The organism is Janthinobacterium sp. SUN120, assembly GCF_030397735.1.
Classification (GTDB): Bacteria; Pseudomonadota; Gammaproteobacteria; order Burkholderiales; family Burkholderiaceae_D; genus Janthinobacterium; species Janthinobacterium kumbetense.
The window spans coordinates 814,591-834,146 of record NZ_JAPUBW010000001.1; the positions used below are offsets into that span (position 1 = coordinate 814,591).

A 19,556-nucleotide genomic window follows, 5' to 3' on the forward strand; every position below is an offset into this window, starting at 1 on the left:
AAAGATGCCTTAAGGCAACTCTGGCGCCGCGCATTATATATGGTGAAAGTCATAACGTTGCGCACATTAGGCGCCGGTCTTGCTGGCTGCTTCGAGCAAGGCCAGCAGCAGCTCCCTGCGCCGGCCTTGCGCCTTGCGCGCCAGGGCCGCCAGTTTTTCCAGCTTGCCCCAGATGGGGTACAGCATGTGCTCGACCAGATAGCCTTCCAGCCCTTGCAGTTGCTGGCAGAACAGTTCCAGTTTCTCCACCTCTTCCAGTTCCGCCTGGATTTTGACTTTGGCGTTATCCGTGCACGCGCGCAGGCAGGCCGCCAGCACGGGGATGGACGCCGTCGTCACGCCATGCCGTTCGGCGAAGGCGGCCGTGAACTGATCCTGCACGGACTGGTGTTCCTCGTCGACGTTGGCCATGTAGTGCTGCACCAGCGGGAAATGGCGTGCGTCGAGCAAGCCCAGGCCAAACGTGGCGTAACTGCCGGGCATGCAATTCTTTTCGCCTTCCGTGTCGGCATAGAACTCGTATTGCCCGATGGCGGCGCGCGCATACGCTTCCAGTTGCGGCTGCAGCGATGCATGGGCGAGGGCGTTGGCAAAGAAGCGGTGCGTGTCGGAGCGGGCCAGGCCTTTCAAGGGCAGATATTCCTTGACCTTCGATTTGAGCTTGATCCGGTAGCTTTTCGGGAAACCGTTGTTCAGCAGGTGCGTGATGAACGCGAGCGCCTGCGCATACGCGCCTTCTTCTTCCTGGGCAATCGTGATGCTGATCGTGGCAAACACGTCGTTGGCGCGGCATTCCAGCAGCGTATTTTTCACGTGGATGTCGCCGTCGGGGAAGGTGCCGCTGCCTTCCTTGAGCATGCGCACGGCCCGTTCGCTGCCCAGTTCACGCGCGATTTCCAGGAATTTCAGGCCCGTCGACTTGGCGTAGCTCGGTTCGTGGCGCAAGATCATCACGGCCCCGTACAGCAGCAGGTCGATCGGCGCCAGCGCCTGGGCATCGGGCGCCGCGCCCGCTTTCAAGGTGTATTCCGTGCCACTGTAGCTTGAGGTTTGCACGTCATAGAACTGCGGCAAGAACTGTTTTTCCGCCCAGGCCGACACGGCCTGGATGATGTCGCTGCGATGTTCGGCCAGCGCTTGCGGCCGCGACTTGTTCAGCTGTTCGATGCGCTCGAATTGTGCGATGGTCCAGGCGATATCGGGTTGCGGAAACAGCTGGGGATCGAGCAGGTGGCGCGCCAGGAAGAAGGTTTCCAGCTTTTTCGTCGGCCGGTTGCCGCGCTCGAGTTTTTGCTCGACGTAAGTGTGGATGCGCGCGAGCAGGGCGCTGCGCTTGCCTTCGTTGACATGATCGAGCAGATTCAGGTGCAGCGTGCCCTGTGCCGTCTGGAATTTGCCGCGAAAGCTGAAGCGATAGTCGATCAGGGGCGTGTCGGCCAGCGTTGCCAGCTTTGCTTGCACCATGGCAACCAGCTGGGGCGCGATGCTGTCGCGCACGACGGTTTCATCGAGGCGCGATGGCGTCCTCTGCGCGAAATCCCCGGCATCGGCCAGATGGTAATCGTCGGCCGTGGTGCGGCCGGGTTTGTAGTCGAGCAAGAGATCGTTAAAGATACCCATTTGCAAGGTGGTCCGATTCACGGCGCTTTCCAGATCGGTGCGCTTCAGGCGCTCGACAAACCACGCCTCCACGGCCGCCATCATTTCCGCCGTTGCCTGTTCCTGCAGTGTACTCATCCTCTCATGCCTTTCGGTAGTTGCGTCCCGCGGGGCAGTATACGTGATGCTGCCTTTTCGCCATGGTTTCAACCGTGCCAGCCTGAATCTTCCTGCATGCTTATCTTCCGCATAATGTTGCATTGCAGTGTATTGGTATTTCCGCACAGATCGTCAAGTAAATGCAGGTATGGCTGGACGGAAATGTTACATCTGGGTATTCTGCGCATGATACTTATTTCTATACAGAAAAAGGTAAGAGGGCGGTTCGGGGCGGCGGCAACGCGGCGCGCGCCGCCACGCAAGGTCAGGCATGCAAAGGTGAAGTCGTCCGCCAGCTGAGCGAAACTGTCAGGTTTCGGCTCGCGGCGGGCAGGGAACAGTGCTGTCATCTTTAAAATAGTAGGAGAGGTTGCTCATGGATGCAGAAAAGGATGTTGTGTACGGTACAGAAGATTTGTTGATGAGTTTGTGCAACTCGGTGGTTCGGGTGCTCAACGTTGCAACGCAAAGCAAGGTCAATTATTCAGGCATGGTGCAGCGCATCACCAAGACGGGCCTGAAGCCGGATATCGGCTGTTTCGTCATGTTCGATGGCGGTTTCACGGGCCTGGTGGTGCTCAATTTTGCCGCCGATACGGCGATGGAAATCTATGAGCGCTACATGTTGCACATGGGCATGCCGAAGTCGGAGCTGGCCAGCTTCTACACGTCGGACGAAGTGTCGAACATCATGGGCGAGCTGATGAACCAGATCGTGGGCGACTTCACGGGCAAGGTGCGGCGCGAGCTGCAAACGAATATCACCCAGAGCCAGCCGAAGATGCTGGTGCTGAACAAGCAGGTGATGCTCAGCGTCGACACGCCGCTGGACCGCCCGGAAATGCGCCGCGTCACTTTCTACACGGAAAAGAACAATATTTTCTATCTGGAACTGGCGATCGACCGTACCGAGTTCATCAAGTTGCACGATTTCGATTCCCGCGAAGTCGACGCCGACTCGCTGATGGATGGCGAATTCGCGAATCGCGAACGGGACGCCGCCCCGGCGCCTGCCGCGGAACCGGAAGACGACGACAACGCCGACCTGCTCAAGTCCCTGGGCATGTAAGCAGAGGTCGCTGACAAGGGCTGGCGGCAGGTTTGCCGCCAGCCCTTGTCGCATGCCGCCTACAGGGTCTTGCTCATGAATACCCGGCTCGCCCCCTCGGGACTGCAGGCAATCTCGCCGAAGCGGCGCCAGCCGCGCCGCTCGTAAAATTCGGGCGCCTGGAAAGTGATGGTGTACAGCACCGCCGAGGCGCAGCCGCGCCGGCGTCCTTCCTCTTCGAACTGCGCCAGTATCCGGCTGCCCAGTCCCAGTCCCCGCAAGGCGGCGGGCAAATAAAACAAATCGAGAAACAGCAGGCCCAGCGAAGTCCGGCCCATGGCGCCGCCCAGCACGCGCTGGCTGTCGCGGTCGCGCACGACGACGCTCAATACCTGTCTGTCGCTATAGCCGGTGATGGCATCGTTGTAGGCATTCAAGCCCTCGAGGATGGTTTGCTCGACCTCCGCGTCGATCGTGGCGCTGATGCAGATGGTGTAGGGTAATTGGATGGGCGGGTGTGCAGGCATGCTCGAAAAGGGGATAATAGATAACTGTATGAATATACAGTATTTCGCCTGTTCGCGTCTATTTTATTGTGGCAACGTCAATGTTTCCATCCTGCGAATGCCGACCATGCTGCGTTGCTGGCTGTCATCGAGCGACCAGTACTCGAGCGCGTACGCATAACTGCCGTCGATGATGGTCAGCGACTCCTTCTGGCGGCCGTTGGGCGCCTTGTAGTACAGGCGCCGCGCGGGCCTGCCATCGACCTGCTGCTTGAACGATTGCGGCGAAATGTGAGCGCGCTTGCCCGTCTTGCCTGCCATCGACATGGCCGTGATCGTCACATAGGCCCGGTCCGGGCACCGCGCCAGCAGGTGCGCGCCGCTCAGGACGGTCGCTTGCGCTTGTTCCAGCGGGAAACCGAACGGCTGCATGCCGACGATATCGTCGCACCCCATCTGCTGCGCCAGGCTGCTCAGCACGGCCGGATCGAGCGCGCTGGTATAGTGTTTTTCAGCGGCCTGCGCCTGTCCCAGCGCCAGGCGGCGCTCCAGCTCGGCCAGCGAAATGTCGCTGGGCACGGGCAGCAGTGCCGGGGCGTCCGGATCGGCGGCGCTGGACGTTTCCGCCTGCATGCGCGCGGCAACGGAGTGGCTGCGCTCGGCGGCGGCGATCCCATCGTGGGCATGGGCGGATGGTGCGGCGCCGGCAAAGGCCATGGCCAGCGCCAGGGTCGTGTGTTTCAGCATGAAATCTCCTGCAATCGGATACAAGTGGCCCGCATTGTGTATCAGATTGCCTGCGCATGCGCGCTTCTTCTAGCTTCTTCTAGCGTGCGGCCATCGCCGATGCAATCTCGATCGAACTCAGCTTCCAGCCCCACACGCCGTGGCGCAGCAGGACCAGCGCGCCTTCCTGCGCATTGCCATCCTTCGCGCGCACGATGAAGGTGTTCAGGCCGGCATAGCCGGCTGAATAGTCGGCCTTCTTGCGCGCGCCATCGGCGGGCGCATCCGGATTTGCCTCTGCTTGCGGGCTGACGGCGCTCTTGTTGACCAGCGCCACCACGCCGGCGGGCGAGACCATGGTATCGACCATCTTGCCCAGCATGGCGCTGGCGATCGACTGGCCCAGCGCGGCCAGCGGGTTGCCGCTGCCGGCGGTCGCCTCGATGCTGCGCGCCATGCTCGCTTCCAGCTGCGTCTTGACGCTGGCGCGCAGGGCGGGGAAGTCCACGTGTGCGGCCAGGGCGTCGGCGTTGCGCTCGGCCAGCGCGGTCTTGATCTGGTGCAAGGTGTAGTAGGGCGAAGCGTAGGCGGTGACAGCGACGGCAATGACGGCCACGGCGGCGGCGATGGTGATTTTTTTCAAGTGATGCCTGTGAGGTAAAGGGTGGAAAACAATGCCACGCAGCGTAGCTGCTAAATGGGAATACGGCAATCATATTTTCTTGCCATTATTTCTGCGCCGTATGCCTGCGCATAGGCTCCGGCTGCGCTTGCCGGGCCACTATAGAGTGGAAGAGGGTGGGTGCTGTATAATGGAGGAAAAGTACTTAACTAGCTGTTTTAACTGAATAAAGACCTAATATCACATGCTTTCAACCGCAAATATTACGATGCAGTTTGGCGCCAAGCCATTGTTTGAGAATATCTCCGTCAAGTTCGGCGACGGCAACCGCTATGGTTTGATCGGCGCGAACGGCTGCGGCAAGTCGACGTTCATGAAGATCCTGGGCGGCGACCTGGACCCGTCGGGCGGCAACGTCATGCTCGATACCAACGAGCGCCTGGGCAAGCTGCGCCAGGACCAGTTTGCGTTTGAAGACATGCGCGTCCTCGACGTCGTCATGATGGGCCACACGGAAATGTGGGCCGCCATCCAGCAACGCGACGCGATCTACGCGAACCCGGAAGCGACGGACGACGACTACATGCAGGCCGCCGAGCTGGAAGGCAAAGTCTCCGAATACGACGGCTACACGGCCGAATCGCGCGCGGGCGAACTGCTGCTGGGCGCCGGCGTCGCCATTGACCTGCATCAAGGCCCGATGAGCAATGTCTCGCCAGGCTGGAAGCTGCGCGTGCTGCTGGCGCAGGCGCTGTTCTCGAACCCGGACATCCTGCTGCTCGACGAGCCGACGAATAACCTGGACATCAACACGATTCGCTGGCTGGAAGACGTGCTCAACGAGCGCAATTCCACCATGATCATCATTTCCCATGATCGCCACTTCCTGAACCAGGTGTGCACCCACGTGGCCGACATGGACTACGGCACGCTGAAGATTTATCCAGGCAACTACGACGAATACATGTTCGCCTCGACCCAGGCGCGTAACCAGCAACTGGCCAACAACGCGAAAGCGAAAGACAAGGTTGCCGAGCTGCAGGAATTCGTGCGCCGCTTCGCCGCGAACAAGTCGAAGGCCCGCCAGGCCACGTCGCGCGCCAAGCAGATCGAAAAGATCAAGGTCGACGACATCAAGCCATCGTCGCGCGCCTATCCGTTCGTGCGTTTCGACGGCGAAAAGAAATTGCACCGCCTGGCCGTGGAAGTCGAGAATATCTCGAAAGGCTTCGATCGCCAGCTGTTCAAGAACTTCAGCATCATGGTCGAGGCGGGTGAACGCATCGCCATCATCGGCGCCAACGGCGCCGGCAAGACCACCATGCTGCGCTGCATCGCGGGCGACATCGCCGGCTTGCAGCCGGACCAGGGCCGCGTGAAGTGGGCGGAAAACGCCAACGTAGGCTACATGCCGCAAGATCCGACGGAAGATTTCGCCAAGGACACGAACCTGACCGACTGGATCGGCCAGTGGACGAAAGAGGGCGACGACGACCAGGCCGTGCGTTCCATCCTGGGCCGTTTGCTGTTCGGCGGCGACGACGTCAAGAAGGCCGTCAAGGTACTGTCCGGTGGCGAAAAGGGCCGCATGATGTACGGCAAGCTGATGCTGGGTCGCCACAACGTGCTGATGCTCGATGAGCCGACCAACCACATGGACATGGAATCGATCGAATCGCTGAACATCGCGCTGGAAAAATACGCGGGCACCCTGATCTTCGTGTCGCATGACCGCGAATTCGTCTCCTCGCTGGCCAACCGCATCATCGAGATCAAGGAAGATGAAGTGGTCGATTACCGCGGCAACTATGAAGATTACCTCAAGAGCCAAGGTATTGACTAAACTCTGAGGCAAGATGCCGGATGGCGCGCCAGTCGCCCATCCGGCAGCACCACACCGACGCGCCGCGGTCCTTTCGTTCCGGCGCACCTGCTTTATTGCAATCGTGCCGGTCTATCCCGTTTTTGTTTGACACAGCCATGCAAACTTTAGCCATCAAATCCGTCGAGTACGAACATCCACAAGACGGAGCCAGCTGCACTGCCCACGCCTGGGCACGCACGCCAGCGACGCCTTCCCCGGCCGAGAAAGCCGAACTGATCACGCGCATCAAGCGCTTGCTGATCGAGCGCGAAGCCGTGCTCGTTGCCCACTACTACGTTGATGCTGACCTGCAAGACCTGGCGGAAGCCACGGGCGGCTGCGTCTCCGATTCCCTGGAAATGGCCCGCTTCGGGCGCGACCATCCGGCCAAGACCCTCGTCGTGGCCGGCGTGCGCTTCATGGGCGAAACGGCCAAGATCCTCAGTCCTGAAAAAACGGTCTTGATGCCCGACCTCGACGCGACCTGTTCGCTCGACCTGGGCTGCCCGGTGGATGAATTCACAGCCTTTTGCGACGCCCATCCGGACCGCACCGTCGTCGTCTACGCCAACACCAGCGCCGCAGTCAAGGCGCGCGCGGACTGGATGGTGACGTCGTCCATCGGCCTCGACATCGTTGCCCATTTGCATGCGCAGGGCAAGAAAATCCTGTGGGCACCCGACAAGCACCTGGGTTCGTATATTCAGAAGGAAACGGGCGCCGACATGCTGCTGTGGCAGGGCAGCTGCCTCGTGCACGACGAATTCAAGGGCATCGAACTCGATTTGCTCAAGGAAGAGTATCCGCAAGCCAAGGTGCTCGTGCATCCGGAGTCGCCCGCGAATGTGGTGGCGCTGGCCGACATGGTCGGTTCGACGTCGCAAATGATTGCGGCAGCGCAAACCATGGATACGGACACTTTCATTGTCGCCACCGACAACGGCATCCTGCACAAGATGCGCGCGGCCGCGCCGGGCAAGCGTTTCATCGAAGCGCCCACGGCCGGCAACAGCGCCACCTGCAAGAGCTGCGCGCACTGCCCGTGGATGGCCATGAACGGCTTGCTGAACCTGGCTGAAACGCTGGAAAACATGCACAACGAAATCCACGTCGATCCGGCCGTCGGCCAGCTGGCCGTGCGTTCGATCAACCGCATGCTCGACTTCGCCGCCGCCAAGAAGGCGGGCCTCAAGCCGGGTGCGGACCTGGCAAAAGAAACTAAATTGTTCCAAGGAATCGGTCCAGCATGAGTACCCTCGTTAATTCTTTCGCTCCCTTCGATCCCGCCCTGGCGCGCGCATTCGAAGGCAATTTGCTGGCCGCCTTGCTGGAAGACGTGGGCCAGTGCGACCTGACGGGTGAACTGGTGCCGCCAGACCATATCGTCACGGCCCGTGTCATCGTGCGCGAAGCAGCCGTGCTGTGCGGCGCGCCCTGGTTCGAAGGCATCATGAAAAGCCTGGACCGCAGCATCGACATCGTTTGGCATTACGCCGAAGGCGACATGATGACGGCCGACAGCGTCGTGTGCACGATCGAAGCACCGGCCCGCGCCTTGCTCACGGCCGAGCGCAGCGCCCTCAATTTCCTGCAATTGCTGTCGGCGGTCGCCACGGCCACGCGCCAGTATGTGGACGTGGTCGCCGGCACCAAGGCGTCCATCCTGGACACGCGCAAGACCTTGCCGGGCCTGCGCCTGGCGCAAAAGTATGCGGTGCGCGTGGGCGGCGGCAAGAACCAGCGCCTGGCCCTGTATGACGGCATCCTGATCAAGGAAAACCATATCGCGGCCGCGGGCGGCGTCAGCCAGGCCCTGGAAAACGCGCGCAATCTCGACGCGGGCGTGCCCGTGCAGATCGAGGTGGAAACCCTGGCGCAATTGCAGGAAGCGCTGGACGCAGGCGCCGTCTCCGTCTTGCTCGATAACTTCAGCAACGACATGATGCGCGACGCCGTGGCCTTGACGCATGGCCGCGCCTTGCTGGAAGCGTCCGGCGGCATCAACTTCGATACCGTGCGCGCGATTGCCGAAACGGGCGTGGACCGCATCTCGATCGGCAGCCTGACCAAGGATGTGCGGGCCACCGATTACTCCTTGCGCATCGTCGGCTGATGAGCGGAGCAGGGCGGCGCCTGCTGGCCTTGGCGCTGCTGTGGCCGGCATTTGCCGCGCCGCTGCAGGCGCGCGAGCTGCTGGCCGTGGGCGCGCAGTTCGAGCGCGTCTTCGAGTACCAGGATAGCGGCGAGTATGGCGGCCTGGGCGCGGAACTGCTGCGCCTGATGGCGGCCCGGACGGGCAATACCGTGCGTTTCCGCATGGTGCCGTGGGCGCGCGCGCAAGCCATGCTGGTGCAGGGCCAGGCCGATATCTTGATCGGGCCCTACAAGACGCCCGAGCGTATCGCCGGCATGGCGTTTGCCGACAAGCCGTTTTACCAGGACCAGATGGTCTTCTATACGCGCCAGGATGCCAGCTTCGGCTGGGATGGCGATTACGCGGTGCTGAAGAGCCGCCGGGTGGTGCTGCTCAATGGCTGGGCCTATGGCGCGGACTGGGAGCGCGTGCGGCCCGGCCTGCAGGTCAGCGTGGCGAATAACGTGGAAAACGGCTTGAAGATGCTGGTGCACAACCACGTCGACGTGTTCGTCAGCAACCGCCGCAATACCGACCCCGTGATCGCCCGCCTCGGCTATGGGCGCCAGGTGAAACCCTTGCCCAAAGTGATAGAAGTGCAGAATGGCTATTTTGCCTTTCCCCGCTCGCCCGCCTTCGACAAGCTGCGCCTGCAGTTCGACCAGGAATTGAATAGCCTGATCGAGACAGGCGAACTGAAAAAGCTGGGCAAGCGCTACGACGTCGGCATACCCTGACGGGGCGCAAGCCCTATCTGCGCTGCGCTTGACGCGGCTCAAGCGCCCGGCACGGTCCGCTTATACCCTGATGGCAGGCAGCGCAACTCTGCCCATCACGCAGAAGGGGAACGCCATGAAAACGCATACCACCAGGCAGATTGTTTGCGCCTGTCTCGCCGCCGCGCTGGTCACCGTGCTGTTTGCCTGCGGCGGCGGCCATCACCATCACAAGCCGCCAGCCCTGAACGCATATGCGGCGACCAGCCTCGTGTCCGATACGGCCGCGCTGCCGGCCGCGCACACGGACCCTAACCTCGTCAATGCCTGGGGCGTGGCGTTCAATCCGCGCGGCTTCGTCTGGGTGGCGGCGAATGGCACGGCGAAGTCGACCTTGTACGATGGCAACGGCGTGCCGCAATCGCTGGTGGTCAGCACGCCGGCAGGGCCGACGGGCATCGTCTTTAACGGCACGCAGGATTTCAAGCTGAGCCAGAATGGCGTGACGGCGCCCAGCCCCTTCATCTTCGCCAGCGAAAGCGGCAGCATCTCGGCCTGGTCGCCCACGGTCAGCCCCGTCACGGCCCAGGTCGTGTATGACGGCAGCGCCGGCGGCAGCGTCTACAAGGGCCTGGCGATTGCCGCCCGTGCGGGCGCCAACTACCTGTACGCGGCCGATTTCCATAACGGGCGCGTCGACGTCTTCGATGCCAATTTTACCAGGGCCAGCTGGCCTGGCGCGTTCAGCGATCCCGGCTTGCCGGCCGGCTATGCACCGTTCGGCATCCAGGCCATCGGCGAGCGCATCTATGTCGCCTATGCCAAGCGCGAGGCCAGCGGCGACGACGAGGAGGCTGGCGCGGGCCTGGGCATCGTCAATGTGTACGACACCGGCGGCACGCTCATCAAGCGGCTGGTGAGCGGTGGGGCCTTGAATGCGCCGTGGGGCATGGCGTTGGCGCCGGCCGACTTCGGCTCTGCCGGCAATATGCTGTTGATCGGGAATTTTGGCGATGGCAAGATCAACGCCTATGACACCGTCACGGGCAAGGCTGGCGGGCCGCTGCTCAAGCCCGACGGCACGCCGCTGGTGATCGATGGCTTGTGGGGCATCGCTTTCGGCAATGGCCTCAACAGCCAGCCCGTCAATACCCTGTTCTATGCGGCCGGGCCGGCTGACGAGGCGCACGGACAATATGGGCGTATCGACGTGAAGTAGCGTGGCACGGGCAGGCGCGCCGTGCCCAGCGCGCCTGCAACCGGCCGGCAAGGGCCTACAGTTGGCGTGCCTCGAACGTGTTGCACTGGGAAATCTGGCCGCTCTCGATGCCCTTGCTGAACCAGCGCACGCGCTGCTCCGAGGTGCCGTGCGTAAACGAGTCCGGCACGACATGGCCTTGCGACTGGCGCTGCAGCGCATCGTCGCCGATGGCCGTGGCCGCTTTCAGGGCCGCTTCCACGTCGCCCTGTTCCAGGATCTTGCGGTCGGCGTTCGCGTGATACGCCCACACGCCGGCAAAGCAGTCGGCCTGCAATTCCAGGCGCACGGACATGGCGTTGGCCTGGCGCTCCGATTGCGTGCGGCGGGCATTGTCGACCTTCTCGGACAAGCCCATCAGGTTTTGCACGTGGTGGCCCACTTCATGCGCGATCACGTAGGCTTCGGCAAATTCGCCCGAGACCTTGAAGCGCTGCTGCATCAGGTTGAAGAAATCGAGGTCCAGGTAGACTTTCTGGTCGCCAGGGCAATAGAAAGGCCCGCTGGCGCTCTGGCCCGTGCCGCAAGCCGTCGGCGTGCTGCCGGAAAACAGCACCAGCTTGGGTTTCACATAGCTGCCGCCTTCGGCCTTGAACAGGGCGCCCCAGGTGTCTTCCGTATCGGCCAGCACGGTTTTCACGAAGCGGGCCATCTCGTCCGATTCGGGCGGCTGGCGCGCGGGCGACTGGCTTTGCTGGGTGCTGATCTGGCCGCCACCGCCGCTGAGCAGGTTGAGCAAGGTCAAGGGATTGACGCCCAGCACATACGAGCCGACGAGGGCGATGACGATGGTGCCGATGCCGATCGAGCGCCCGCCAAAACCGAAGCCGCCACCGCCGCCGCCCCCACCGCCGTCTTCGCCACGGCGATCTTCCACATTGTCGCTTTCGCGATTGCCTTCCCATTTCATGATATCTACTCCTGCTGCGATTTGCGATTGATTGGTGACGTCGCAAGATGCGTCTGGCGACGAATCTTATGACGAGTCTTATAATTATCGCAGCAAACCGCGCCGCGACAGGAGCGACAGTGTTACGCTTTGCAACTTTCCACCCACATCACAACAGGTACACGCATGGCGCTTGCCAACGATACACGCATTTCTCCCGTCGCGGTGGTCCAGGCCCAACTGGACGCCTACAACGCGCACGACGTGCCGGCCTTGCTGGCCATCTATGCCGATGACGCACAGCAATTCCAGCATCCCGATACCTTGCTGGCCACGGGCAGCGGGCAAATCGGCCCCCGTTTCACGGCCCGCTTCGCCGCCAGCAAACCGCATGCGCAGTTGCTCAACCGCATCGCCTGCGGCAAGCTGGTGATCGACCATGAAATCGTCCATGGCGACACGGACGATGGCGTGTCGGCGCAGGAACTGGTGGCGACGTATGAAGTGGAGCAGGGACGCATCAGCCGCGCCTGGTTCAGCTTTGGCGCTTTGAGCGGCTTGCGCGTGGCGCTGCCGGCCGACGTGCCTGCCATGAACGCGCTGATTGCCCGTTCCGGCGTGGCGCTGAGCGCGGGGTTCTATACGCCGGAACAGGCCGAGTCCGTGACGCGCCACGTGTTCGGCGTCGATACGCAGCTCGTGGCCGACCAGACGTATTTCGTCATCGAACGGGAGGGCGCCATGCTGGCCTGCGGCGGCTGGAGCCGGCGCGCCACCCTGTATGGCGCCGACCGCGCCAAGAACGGCCCGGACCCGCTGCTCGATCCGGCCAGCCAGCCGGGCCGCATCCGCGCCTTCTTTGTGGAGCCAGGCGCCGCGCGCCAGGGCCTGGGCAGCATGCTGATGCGCCATTGCGAACGCCAGGCGCTGGCCGCCGGTTTTACCGCCCTGGAACTGGCCGCCACCTTGCCCGGCGTGCCGCTGTACCTGGCCAGCGGCTTTGCCGTGACGGAAGAGTTTTACCTGGACTTGCCCGATGGCGTCAAGCTGCCGCTGGCGCGCATGCACAAGCGGCTGTAATGTTTTACCAGGGCAACGGGGCTTGCTCTCCATTCGCGTGCTCGCCGTAATACAGCGATGGCAAAAAGCGCGACAGGTAGGTAAATTCGCTGTAGCAATGGCGCAGCAAGTTCAGGCCCAGCACGTCGGGCACGTCGCGCACGGGGTTCAGGCTATTGCGGCCTAGCAAGAAGCGGCTGCGCAGCACGCAGCCCGTGGGGGTGTCGCGCGTCAGGTGCAGCATTTCGCCATCGAGCGGATCGCCCTGCGGATCGAGCGCCACATGGTCGCCGAAGCCGATGCGCGCGCAGATGGCGGCCGACAGGGCGCCGCTGTCCCTGGCCTGTTGCAGTTGCGCCGTATCAAATACATCCTTCGGATCATGGAACTTCAGCTTGGCTTTCACGGGCGGAATGTCGCCCAGCGATTCCACTGCCTCGATCGAGGCGCCATAGTAACTTTCTCCCTTTTTCCACGCGCTGTTCCAGCCATGATGGGCCACGTGATCGTGCGGGTGCCACCATTTGATGTGCTGCGTCGTCTCGAAAAACGTAAACCACCAGTCCAGCATGCGCCCGCTGCAGCCGTGCAGTTCCGTGCGCGCCGCCACCAGCAGGCAACCGTTTTCCAGGCGCGTGACGCCCGTTTCCAGGTGCAGGGGGAATGGGTCGAGCAAGTCGCCCGTGCTGGTAATGCTCCATGGGAATTCAATATGCTGCGTCATGTCGTTCTCCTTTGTTGGGGTGAGCCAATTATATATTAAAGAAACGCACAGCGTTTCCTAAATATGTTTCAGTGTAAAATTGCTCATCGATCAAGCTTGGAGCTGGCATGCAGGAAGAAGAGAGCAAGGCCTTGCGCGGGCGGGGCCGTCCGGCGCGGCCGCCCGAGGAAGCGCGCGAGGCGGCCGTGCAGGCGGCTACCTGGCTGCTGCTGAACGAAGGCTATGCGGCCACGACGATGGAAGCGGTGGCGCGCCACGCGGGCATGGCAAAGAAATCGCTGTATCAATACGCGGCCAACCGCGAGGAACTGGTCGCCCTGGTGGTGCGCGGCTGGACGGACGCTTTCCTGCCGGCCATGGCGCACGATGCGGCCGGGCCTGGCGAGGTGTTGCCGCTGTTAAAAGAGATCTTGCAGGCGATGGCGGCGCGCGTGCTGACGGCGGACGCCGTCGGACTGTTCCGCCTGCTGTGCACGGAGTTTCCCGCCCGCGCGGATTTACTTGCCGTGTATCAGCGCAACGGCATCGAGCGGGGCACGGCCCTGCTGGCCGACTGGCTGCAGCGCCAGGCCGCGCGCGGCCATCTGGCGCTGCAGGATGGGCGGGAGCTGGCCGGCTTGCTGCTGGCCATGGTGATTGCCGAGCCCTTGCGGCAGATGGCGCTGGGCTTGCTGGCGCCCGCGCCGGCCTGGGATGCCGCGCCGCGCATCGATGCCGCGCTGCGCCTGCTGGGCGGCTCGGCCTTCAGCGTGGCTGGTGCTTCAGCGCTTCGCGGTAGCTGAGCGCCGACAGTTGCTGGCGGTGCGCGTCGGCAAACGCCGTCACGGCCTCGGGCGCGTGGCGCGCGTAGTCGCGCAAGGCCCAGCCGATGGCCTTGCGGATGAAAAACTCGTCTTCGTGGGCCAGCGCCAGCGCCGCGCCGAACAGCCAGGCCGCATCCGTGTCGGCCCGCCAGCCCAGCTGGTGCAACATGGCGATGCGGCGCAGCCAGAAGTCCTCATGGCGCAAGGCGCCCTCCATGTGCGCATGGCCGTCGCCGCCGCGCTGTTGTTCCGCCTGCAGCACCTCGCCGACGATGCCCGCCATGCCGTCGACGCTGTCCCACCACGCGCGCTGGCGCGCCAGTCCCAGCAGGGCGGGGAGGTGTTCGATGCCCAGTTGGCGCCGGTGCAGGGCCAGCATGTCGAGCGCCACGTGCTGGTATTCGCGTTCCGGCTGTTGCCACAGCAGTTGCGCATGTTCCAGCAGGGCATCGGCACCGATGCCTTGCAAACCCGCCACCAAGCCCCTGGCGGCCAGCCGCCGCTGCGGCGCCGCCACGCCCAGGAAAACGAATTGGTCGCGCATGTAGGCCTGCATGGGCCCCGCGCGGCCCGGTTCGGCAACCGCTTCCAGCGCCGCCTTCAGTTCTGCATGTAAATCCATCGCATCTCGCTTTTTTCAGGCGTAAAAAAAGCGCCCCGAAGAGCGCTCTTGTCCAGCCATCCAAACGGCTGATAGAAGCGTAGCGAGCGGCAGCGATTTGTGGCCGAGACGCGCAACCGTACGAAGGTACGGTGAGCATCGCAGGCCGCAAAGCGCGACGCGCAGTAGCTTATATCAGGCGTTTTTATTGGATTTTTGCCTTCTTCATCAACTCATCGCGGTAGGCGGCGAGTTTCTTCTGTTGCAGCGACTCGGCCACCTGGCCCTTGACTTCTTCCAGTGCCGGCAACTTCGTCGGACGGGTTTCTTCCAGCTTGATCACGTGGAAGCCGAATTGCGATTGCACGGGCGTTTGCGTGACCTGGCCTGGTTTCAGGGCGACCATGGCGTCGGAGAATGGCTTCACGTACGAAGCTGGGCTAGCCCAGTCCAGGTCGCCGCCATTGGCTGCGGAACCGTCTTTCGATACTTTCGCCAGTTCTTCGAACTTGGCGCCGCCTTTCAGCTTGGCGATGATGTCTTTCGCTTCCGCTTCGGTGGCTACCAGGATGTGGCGTGCATGGTATTCCTTGTCGCCCGCTTGTGCCTTGAACTTGTCGTATTCGGCCTTGATTTCAGCGTCCTTGACAGGGTTTTTCTTCACGTAGTCGGCCAGCAGGGCGTTGATGATGATGCTTTGACGGGCATTGTCGATCTGCGACTTGACTTCCGGACGGGTGCCGTAGCCTTGCTTGTCGGCTTCCTGGATCAGCACTTCACGGCCGATCAGGTCTTTCTTGATGGCTTCGCGCAATTGCGGCGAATCCGCTTGTTTGCCTTGGGCAACGACTTGCTTGACGACCTGGTCGACGCGCGACGAAGGGATGGCCTTGCCGTTCACGGTGGCCACGTTTTGCGCGAACGCAGGGATCGCTACAACGGCGACCAGAGCTAAGATCAGGCGGGCTGGCTTCAAAATCATGTTCATTCCTAATAAGTATACAAAAACCGATACAAAAGATCGCGACTGCCGTGCAGTACGCATTCAGGCGCAGAATACACGACCGGCGCCGAAAAGGGCGCCGGGGAGGTCAGTTCTTACTGAACTTTCGCTTTTTTGATCATTTCTTCCTGATACGCTTGCAGTTTCTTTTGCTGCAGCGCTTCGGCGATCTGTGGCTTGACTTCTTCCAGGGTCGGCAGTTTTGCCGCGCGGGTGTCGTCCAGCTTGATCACGTGGAAACCGTTAGGCGTTTGCACCGGGGTGTCGGTGACCTGGCCTTTTTGCAGTTTCACGAAGGCGTCGGAGAAGACTTTCGGGAAGGACGATGGTGCTGCCCAGTCCAGGTCGCCGCCGTTGTCGGCCGAACCGGCATCTTTCGATTGCTTGGCCAGGTCTTCGAACTTGGCGCCGCCTTTCAGCTTGGCGATGATGTCTTTCGCTTCCGCTTCGGTGGCTACCAGGATGTGGCGTACGTGGTATTCCTTGTCGCCGGTCTGGGCCACGAAACGGTCGTATTCCGCCTTGATTTCAGCGTCGTTGACGGGGTTCTTTTTCAGGTAGTCGCCGACCAGGGCGTTGATGACGATGGCCTGGCGTGCGTTCTCGATTTGCTGCTTGACTGCTGCATCTTTACCGAAACCTTTGTTTTCCGCTTCTTGCATCAGCACTTCACGGCCGATCAAGTCCTTCTTGATCATTTCGCGCAGTTGCGGCGAATCCGGTTGCTGGCCTTGGGCGACGACTTGCTTGACGACTGCATCAACGCGCGACGATGGGATAGGCTTGCCATTAACAACGGCAACATTTTGCGCAAAAACAGGTACCGCGACAACGGCGAGTAGTGCGATCAGCAAGCGGGCTGGCTTAAAAGTCATTATTAAATCCTGTTAGGGAAAGTTTCGTAAAAAACGCATGGAAAGAAATCCAGGCATGGCGCCAGAAGCACGGGCATACCCAAGTGATCCGGGTACGCCAAAAACGCCATCCTTATGCTACCTCGGACGGCGCCAATGCCACAATCGCCAATGCATGTATCTCATTATGCATCATATCGTGCACGGAATCATACACCAGTCGATGGCGCATGACGAGCCTGAGCCCCTCAAATTGACTAGAAATAATGCGTAGATTGTAATGGCCGCCGCCCGAGGCGGCGCCCGCATGGCCCCGGTGGCGCGCCGAGTCGTCTTCCAGCACGCATTCCAGAGGGGAAAGTGCCGTTTCCAGGCGGGTACGAATGCGCTGCATGCGCGTTTCCGGCGAAGTATTTTCGGTGGTGGTGTGCATCATGCGTCTTCCTTGATATGTTTGGCCAGGAACAGGGTTTGCGCCACGATGAAGGCAAAGAAAATGCCCGTCGCGCCAAACGCCTTGAAACTGACCCAGGCAGCCATGTCGCCCTTGTACAGCACGAAGGCGACGAACAGGTTCAGTGCGCCGATGGCGCCAAAGAAAATGATCCATGCGGCCAGCAGCTGGTTCCAGACGGCATCCGGCAATTGCACTTGCGCTTCCATGGTCTTGCGGATCAGGTTTTTCTTGAAACCCACGTGGGCGATCAAGAGGGCCAGGCCGGACAGCCAGTAGATCAGGGTCGGCTTCCATTTCAGGAAGAAATCGTCATGCAGGTAAATGCTGGCGCCGCCGAACACGACAAAGATGAACAGCGACAGCCACAGCATGCCGTCCACCTTGCGCCCGCGCAGCAGCAGATAGCTGACCTGGCAAGCCGTGGCGACGATGCCGACGAGGGTGGCAAGTATCCACGGCGCCTGGTCGGCCTTGATCAGGCCGCCGGACACGAAGCCGGACAGATATTGCTGCACGAAATCGTGCGTGGCCGCTTCATACATGCCGCCCAGTTTGAAGGCGGTGAAGAAGGCGATCAGGGGGAAGAGGTCGAATAGAAATTTCATGGCGAGACTTTACACTGGTCTTATTAAAATCATCTTAGGAATGGCTTAGGAGCAAGGCCCAAGCCATTGCCGGCATCACGGCTGCGGATCGAAGCGCAGGGAAGCCGAATTGATGCAATAGCGCAAGCCGGTCGGCGGCGGGCCGTCCGGGAACACGTGGCCCAGGTGGGCGTCGCAGACGGCGCAGACGATTTCCGTGCGCACCATGCCGTGGCTGCGGTCGACGATTTCCGTGACATTCGCCGGGTCGAGCGCCTGGAAATAGCTGGGCCAGCCGCAGCCCGAGTCGAACTTCGTGTCCGAGGCAAATAGTGGCGTGTTGCAGCAGACGCAGGTGTAGACGCCGTGTTCATGGTGGTCCCAGAACTTGCCCGTGAAGGCCCGTTCCGTGGCCGCGTGGCGCGTGACTTCGTATTGCATCGAGTCGAGCATGGCGCGCCATTCGGCGTCGGTTTTCTTGACTTTATTCGTGGTCATAAGGACTCCTTAGGATGAGCAGCTGACTTCAAGGTGGCTGGCCCAGTCGGGCGGCAGGGCCGCATAGTGCTGGTGTTCGGGCTGTTCGTCAAATGGCTTTTGCAAAACTTCCAGCAATTTCGCCACTTCCGTGTAATCGTGCTGCTGGGCTTTCTCGATGGCCACTTGCGCCAGGTAGTTGCGCAGCACGTATTTCGGGTTGACCTGGTTCATGGCTGCACTGCGCTCGGCATCGATACTCTTTTCTTGCAGCAGGCGCGCGCGGTAGGTCGTCGCCCACGCATCGAAGGCGGGGCGGTCGATGAACATGTCGCGCAGCATCGTGTCGTGTTCGGGAGCGGCCACTTGCAAGGTCGCCAGCGCGCGGAAGAAGTTGGTGAAATCCACGTGGTTGGCTTGCATCAGCGCAAACATGCTGTCGAACAGCGCCGTGTCGTCTTCCTGCGTCGTGCGCAAACCCAGCTTGGCGCGCAGCAAGGCATTCATCTTGTCCGCAAACGCGGGCTGGTAGCTGTCCAGCGCCGCCTGCGCCAGCTCCACTTCGCCAATCAGCGGCAGCAGGGCCTGGCCCAGCGCATAGCAGTTCCAGTGGCCCACTTGCGGCTGGTTGGCGTAGGAATAGCGGCCTTGCTGGTCCGTATGGTTGCAGATGTGCTCGGCGTCAAACGCTTCCATGAAGCCGAAGGGGCCGTAATCGAGCGTCAAGCCCAGGATGGACATATTGTCCGTGTTCATGACGCCATGCATGAAGCCCACGGCTTGCCAGTGCGCAATCATGTGCGCCGTGCGCACGCACACTTCGGCCAGCAAGGCTTGATATGGATTTGATGCGGCGCGCAAATGGGGATAAAAACCGTCGATGACGTAATCGGCCAGGATTTTCAGCTCGTCCGGCTTCTTGCGGTAAAACCAGTGTTCGAACGAGCCGAAGCGCACGAAACTGGGCGCCATGCGCGTCACGACGGCGGCCGTTTCCACCGTTTCGCGCATGATGCCTTGCTGCGAACCCATGATGGACAGCGCGCGCGAGGTGGGAATGCCCAGCGCCGCCATGGCTTCCGAGCACAGGAATTCGCGGATGGATGAGCGCAGCACGGCGCGCCCGTCGCCCATGCGCGAATACGGCGTGGCGCCCGCGCCTTTCAGCTGCAACTCCATCGGGCCGTGTTCGGTGGCGATATCGCCCAGCAAGATGGCGCGGCCGTCGCCCAGTTGGCCGGCCCAGACGCCGAACTGGTGGCCCGAATACACGGCCGACAGGGGAATCGAGCGCTCGGCAACCGTGTTGCCGCTCAGCAGCTCCACGTAATCGGGCCCGGCCAGGCGCGCGGCATCGAGGCCGACCAGGCTGGCGGCCGGCGCGCTGGCGGCCACGAAATACGGGGCGGGCAGGGGCGTGGGCATCAAGCGCGTATAGAACGCGGGCGGCAAGGCCGCAAAGGCGTTATCCAG

At 61.8% G+C, this 19,556-nt stretch carries 21 protein-coding genes; 8 read left to right on the forward strand and 13 right to left on the reverse strand.

Going from position 1 to position 19,556, the window contains the following annotated elements:
* Window positions 1–66 precede the first annotated feature (66 nt).
* On the reverse strand, window positions 67–1,737 hold the full coding sequence (locus O0879_RS03605; RefSeq protein ID WP_289914670.1) for a DUF6138 family protein: 1,671 nt from the start codon (window positions 1,735–1,737) through the stop codon (window positions 67–69).
* Between the two features lie 397 nt (window positions 1,738–2,134).
* Between O0879_RS03605 and O0879_RS03610 the strand changes: the two genes are divergently transcribed.
* Window positions 2,135–2,827, forward strand: coding sequence for a DUF3334 family protein (locus O0879_RS03610; RefSeq protein ID WP_034784631.1), 693 nt, complete (start codon window positions 2,135–2,137; stop codon window positions 2,825–2,827).
* 59 nt (window positions 2,828–2,886) lie between these two features.
* On the opposite strand, the gene O0879_RS03615 is transcribed toward O0879_RS03610, so the two are convergent.
* The 3 genes from O0879_RS03615 to O0879_RS03625 form a co-directional block, all read right to left on the reverse strand.
* Complete coding sequence (locus O0879_RS03615; protein WP_289914672.1) at window positions 2,887–3,333, reverse strand: GNAT family N-acetyltransferase; 447 nt, start codon at window positions 3,331–3,333, stop codon at window positions 2,887–2,889.
* A 63-nt stretch (window positions 3,334–3,396) separates the two neighbouring features.
* On the reverse strand, window positions 3,397–4,059 hold the full coding sequence (locus O0879_RS03620; protein ID WP_289914674.1) for a hypothetical protein: 663 nt from the start codon (window positions 4,057–4,059) through the stop codon (window positions 3,397–3,399).
* 79 nt (window positions 4,060–4,138) lie between these two features.
* Window positions 4,139–4,681: a DUF2939 domain-containing protein gene (locus O0879_RS03625; protein WP_289914676.1), complete on the reverse strand. Its 543-nt coding sequence runs from the start codon at window positions 4,679–4,681 to the stop codon at window positions 4,139–4,141.
* 223 nt (window positions 4,682–4,904) lie between these two features.
* Here O0879_RS03625 and O0879_RS03630 point away from each other — a divergent pair, with 223 nt between their 5' ends.
* From O0879_RS03630 to O0879_RS03650, 5 genes are all read left to right on the forward strand, one after another.
* Window positions 4,905–6,503, forward strand: a complete 1,599-nt coding sequence (locus O0879_RS03630) for an ABC-F family ATPase (RefSeq protein WP_034756044.1) — start codon at window positions 4,905–4,907, stop codon at window positions 6,501–6,503.
* 137 nt (window positions 6,504–6,640) lie between these two features.
* Window positions 6,641–7,774 (forward strand): quinolinate synthase NadA, encoded by a 1,134-nt coding sequence (gene nadA / locus O0879_RS03635; RefSeq protein WP_289904874.1) that lies wholly within the window; start codon window positions 6,641–6,643, stop codon window positions 7,772–7,774.
* Window positions 7,771–8,637: a carboxylating nicotinate-nucleotide diphosphorylase gene (gene nadC / locus O0879_RS03640; RefSeq protein ID WP_289897813.1), complete on the forward strand. Its 867-nt coding sequence runs from the start codon at window positions 7,771–7,773 to the stop codon at window positions 8,635–8,637. The genes nadA and nadC overlap by 4 nt, the downstream gene beginning before the upstream one ends.
* The gene (locus tag O0879_RS03645) at window positions 8,637–9,395 is read left to right on the forward strand and encodes a transporter substrate-binding domain-containing protein (protein WP_289904876.1); all 759 of its coding nucleotides are present in this window, start codon (window positions 8,637–8,639) and stop codon (window positions 9,393–9,395) included. Before nadC ends, O0879_RS03645 begins: the two co-directional genes overlap by 1 nt.
* Before the next feature lie 115 nt (window positions 9,396–9,510).
* Window positions 9,511–10,593, forward strand: a complete 1,083-nt coding sequence (locus O0879_RS03650; protein WP_289914678.1) for a TIGR03118 family protein — start codon at window positions 9,511–9,513, stop codon at window positions 10,591–10,593.
* A 55-nt stretch (window positions 10,594–10,648) separates the two neighbouring features.
* On the opposite strand, the gene O0879_RS03655 is transcribed toward O0879_RS03650, so the two are convergent.
* Window positions 10,649–11,542, reverse strand: coding sequence for a neutral zinc metallopeptidase (locus O0879_RS03655; RefSeq protein WP_099667876.1), 894 nt, complete (start codon window positions 11,540–11,542; stop codon window positions 10,649–10,651).
* Window positions 11,543–11,707: 165 nt separating this feature from the next.
* Here O0879_RS03655 and O0879_RS03660 point away from each other — a divergent pair, with 165 nt between their 5' ends.
* A complete protein-coding gene (locus O0879_RS03660) occupies window positions 11,708–12,601 on the forward strand; it encodes a GNAT family N-acetyltransferase (RefSeq protein WP_289914680.1) in 894 nt (297 codons plus the stop codon).
* Between the two features lie 4 nt (window positions 12,602–12,605).
* Here O0879_RS03660 and O0879_RS03665 read toward each other — a convergent pair whose 3' ends face one another.
* The gene (locus O0879_RS03665; RefSeq protein WP_289914682.1) at window positions 12,606–13,304 is read right to left on the reverse strand and encodes a hydrolase; all 699 of its coding nucleotides are present in this window, start codon (window positions 13,302–13,304) and stop codon (window positions 12,606–12,608) included.
* Between the two features lie 107 nt (window positions 13,305–13,411).
* Here O0879_RS03665 and O0879_RS03670 point away from each other — a divergent pair, with 107 nt between their 5' ends.
* Window positions 13,412–14,086: a TetR/AcrR family transcriptional regulator gene (locus tag O0879_RS03670; protein WP_289914685.1), complete on the forward strand. Its 675-nt coding sequence runs from the start codon at window positions 13,412–13,414 to the stop codon at window positions 14,084–14,086.
* On the opposite strand, the gene O0879_RS03675 is transcribed toward O0879_RS03670, so the two are convergent.
* The 7 genes from O0879_RS03675 to O0879_RS03705 all read right to left on the reverse strand — a co-directional run bounded on the left by O0879_RS03675 (window position 14,049) and on the right by O0879_RS03705 (window position 19,556).
* Window positions 14,049–14,729 carry a DNA alkylation repair protein gene (locus O0879_RS03675; protein ID WP_289914687.1) on the reverse strand — a complete coding sequence of 227 codons (681 nt, stop codon included), beginning with the start codon at window positions 14,727–14,729 and terminating at the stop codon, window positions 14,049–14,051. The two genes, O0879_RS03670 and O0879_RS03675, sit on opposite strands and share 38 nt — an antisense overlap.
* A 184-nt stretch (window positions 14,730–14,913) precedes the next feature.
* Window positions 14,914–15,690: a peptidylprolyl isomerase gene (locus tag O0879_RS03680; protein ID WP_034756072.1), complete on the reverse strand. Its 777-nt coding sequence runs from the start codon at window positions 15,688–15,690 to the stop codon at window positions 14,914–14,916.
* Between the two features lie 116 nt (window positions 15,691–15,806).
* A complete protein-coding gene (locus tag O0879_RS03685) occupies window positions 15,807–16,586 on the reverse strand; it encodes a peptidyl-prolyl cis-trans isomerase (RefSeq protein ID WP_077404793.1) in 780 nt (259 codons plus the stop codon).
* A 112-nt stretch (window positions 16,587–16,698) separates the two neighbouring features.
* The gene (locus O0879_RS03690; RefSeq protein ID WP_251348613.1) at window positions 16,699–17,001 is read right to left on the reverse strand and encodes a BolA family protein; all 303 of its coding nucleotides are present in this window, start codon (window positions 16,999–17,001) and stop codon (window positions 16,699–16,701) included.
* Complete coding sequence (locus O0879_RS03695) at window positions 16,998–17,627, reverse strand: septation protein A (RefSeq protein ID WP_099411909.1); 630 nt, start codon at window positions 17,625–17,627, stop codon at window positions 16,998–17,000. The genes O0879_RS03690 and O0879_RS03695 overlap by 4 nt, the downstream gene beginning before the upstream one ends.
* Window positions 17,628–17,702: 75 nt before the next feature.
* A complete protein-coding gene (msrB, locus tag O0879_RS03700; protein WP_034756083.1) occupies window positions 17,703–18,104 on the reverse strand; it encodes a peptide-methionine (R)-S-oxide reductase MsrB in 402 nt (133 codons plus the stop codon).
* A gap of 9 nt (window positions 18,105–18,113) precedes the next feature.
* Window positions 18,114–19,556, reverse strand: a complete 1,443-nt coding sequence (locus tag O0879_RS03705) for a protein adenylyltransferase SelO (RefSeq protein WP_289916139.1) — start codon at window positions 19,554–19,556, stop codon at window positions 18,114–18,116.

Coding starts and splice junctions, on each gene's coding strand:
- O0879_RS03605 (WP_289914670.1), bottom strand. CDS start 1,737: ATGAGTACACTGCAGGAACAGGCAACGGCGGAAATGATGGCGGCCGTG.
- O0879_RS03610 (WP_034784631.1), top strand. CDS start 2,135: ATGGATGCAGAAAAGGATGTTGTGTACGGTACAGAAGATTTGTTGATG.
- O0879_RS03615 (WP_289914672.1), bottom strand. CDS start 3,333: ATGCCTGCACACCCGCCCATCCAATTACCCTACACCATCTGCATCAGC.
- O0879_RS03620 (WP_289914674.1), bottom strand. CDS start 4,059: ATGCTGAAACACACGACCCTGGCGCTGGCCATGGCCTTTGCCGGCGCC.
- O0879_RS03630 (WP_034756044.1), top strand. CDS start 4,905: ATGCTTTCAACCGCAAATATTACGATGCAGTTTGGCGCCAAGCCATTG.
- nadA (WP_289904874.1), top strand. CDS start 6,641: ATGCAAACTTTAGCCATCAAATCCGTCGAGTACGAACATCCACAAGAC.
- nadC (WP_289897813.1), top strand. CDS start 7,771: ATGAGTACCCTCGTTAATTCTTTCGCTCCCTTCGATCCCGCCCTGGCG.
- O0879_RS03645 (WP_289904876.1), top strand. CDS start 8,637: ATGAGCGGAGCAGGGCGGCGCCTGCTGGCCTTGGCGCTGCTGTGGCCG.
- O0879_RS03650 (WP_289914678.1), top strand. CDS start 9,511: ATGAAAACGCATACCACCAGGCAGATTGTTTGCGCCTGTCTCGCCGCC.
- O0879_RS03655 (WP_099667876.1), bottom strand. CDS start 11,542: ATGAAATGGGAAGGCAATCGCGAAAGCGACAATGTGGAAGATCGCCGT.
- O0879_RS03660 (WP_289914680.1), top strand. CDS start 11,708: ATGGCGCTTGCCAACGATACACGCATTTCTCCCGTCGCGGTGGTCCAG.
- O0879_RS03665 (WP_289914682.1), bottom strand. CDS start 13,304: ATGACGCAGCATATTGAATTCCCATGGAGCATTACCAGCACGGGCGAC.
- O0879_RS03670 (WP_289914685.1), top strand. CDS start 13,412: ATGCAGGAAGAAGAGAGCAAGGCCTTGCGCGGGCGGGGCCGTCCGGCG.
- O0879_RS03675 (WP_289914687.1), bottom strand. CDS start 14,729: ATGGATTTACATGCAGAACTGAAGGCGGCGCTGGAAGCGGTTGCCGAA.
- O0879_RS03680 (WP_034756072.1), bottom strand. CDS start 15,690: ATGATTTTGAAGCCAGCCCGCCTGATCTTAGCTCTGGTCGCCGTTGTA.
- O0879_RS03685 (WP_077404793.1), bottom strand. CDS start 16,586: ATGACTTTTAAGCCAGCCCGCTTGCTGATCGCACTACTCGCCGTTGTC.
- O0879_RS03690 (WP_251348613.1), bottom strand. CDS start 17,001: ATGATGCACACCACCACCGAAAATACTTCGCCGGAAACGCGCATGCAG.
- O0879_RS03695 (WP_099411909.1), bottom strand. CDS start 17,627: ATGAAATTTCTATTCGACCTCTTCCCCCTGATCGCCTTCTTCACCGCC.
- msrB (WP_034756083.1), bottom strand. CDS start 18,104: ATGACCACGAATAAAGTCAAGAAAACCGACGCCGAATGGCGCGCCATG.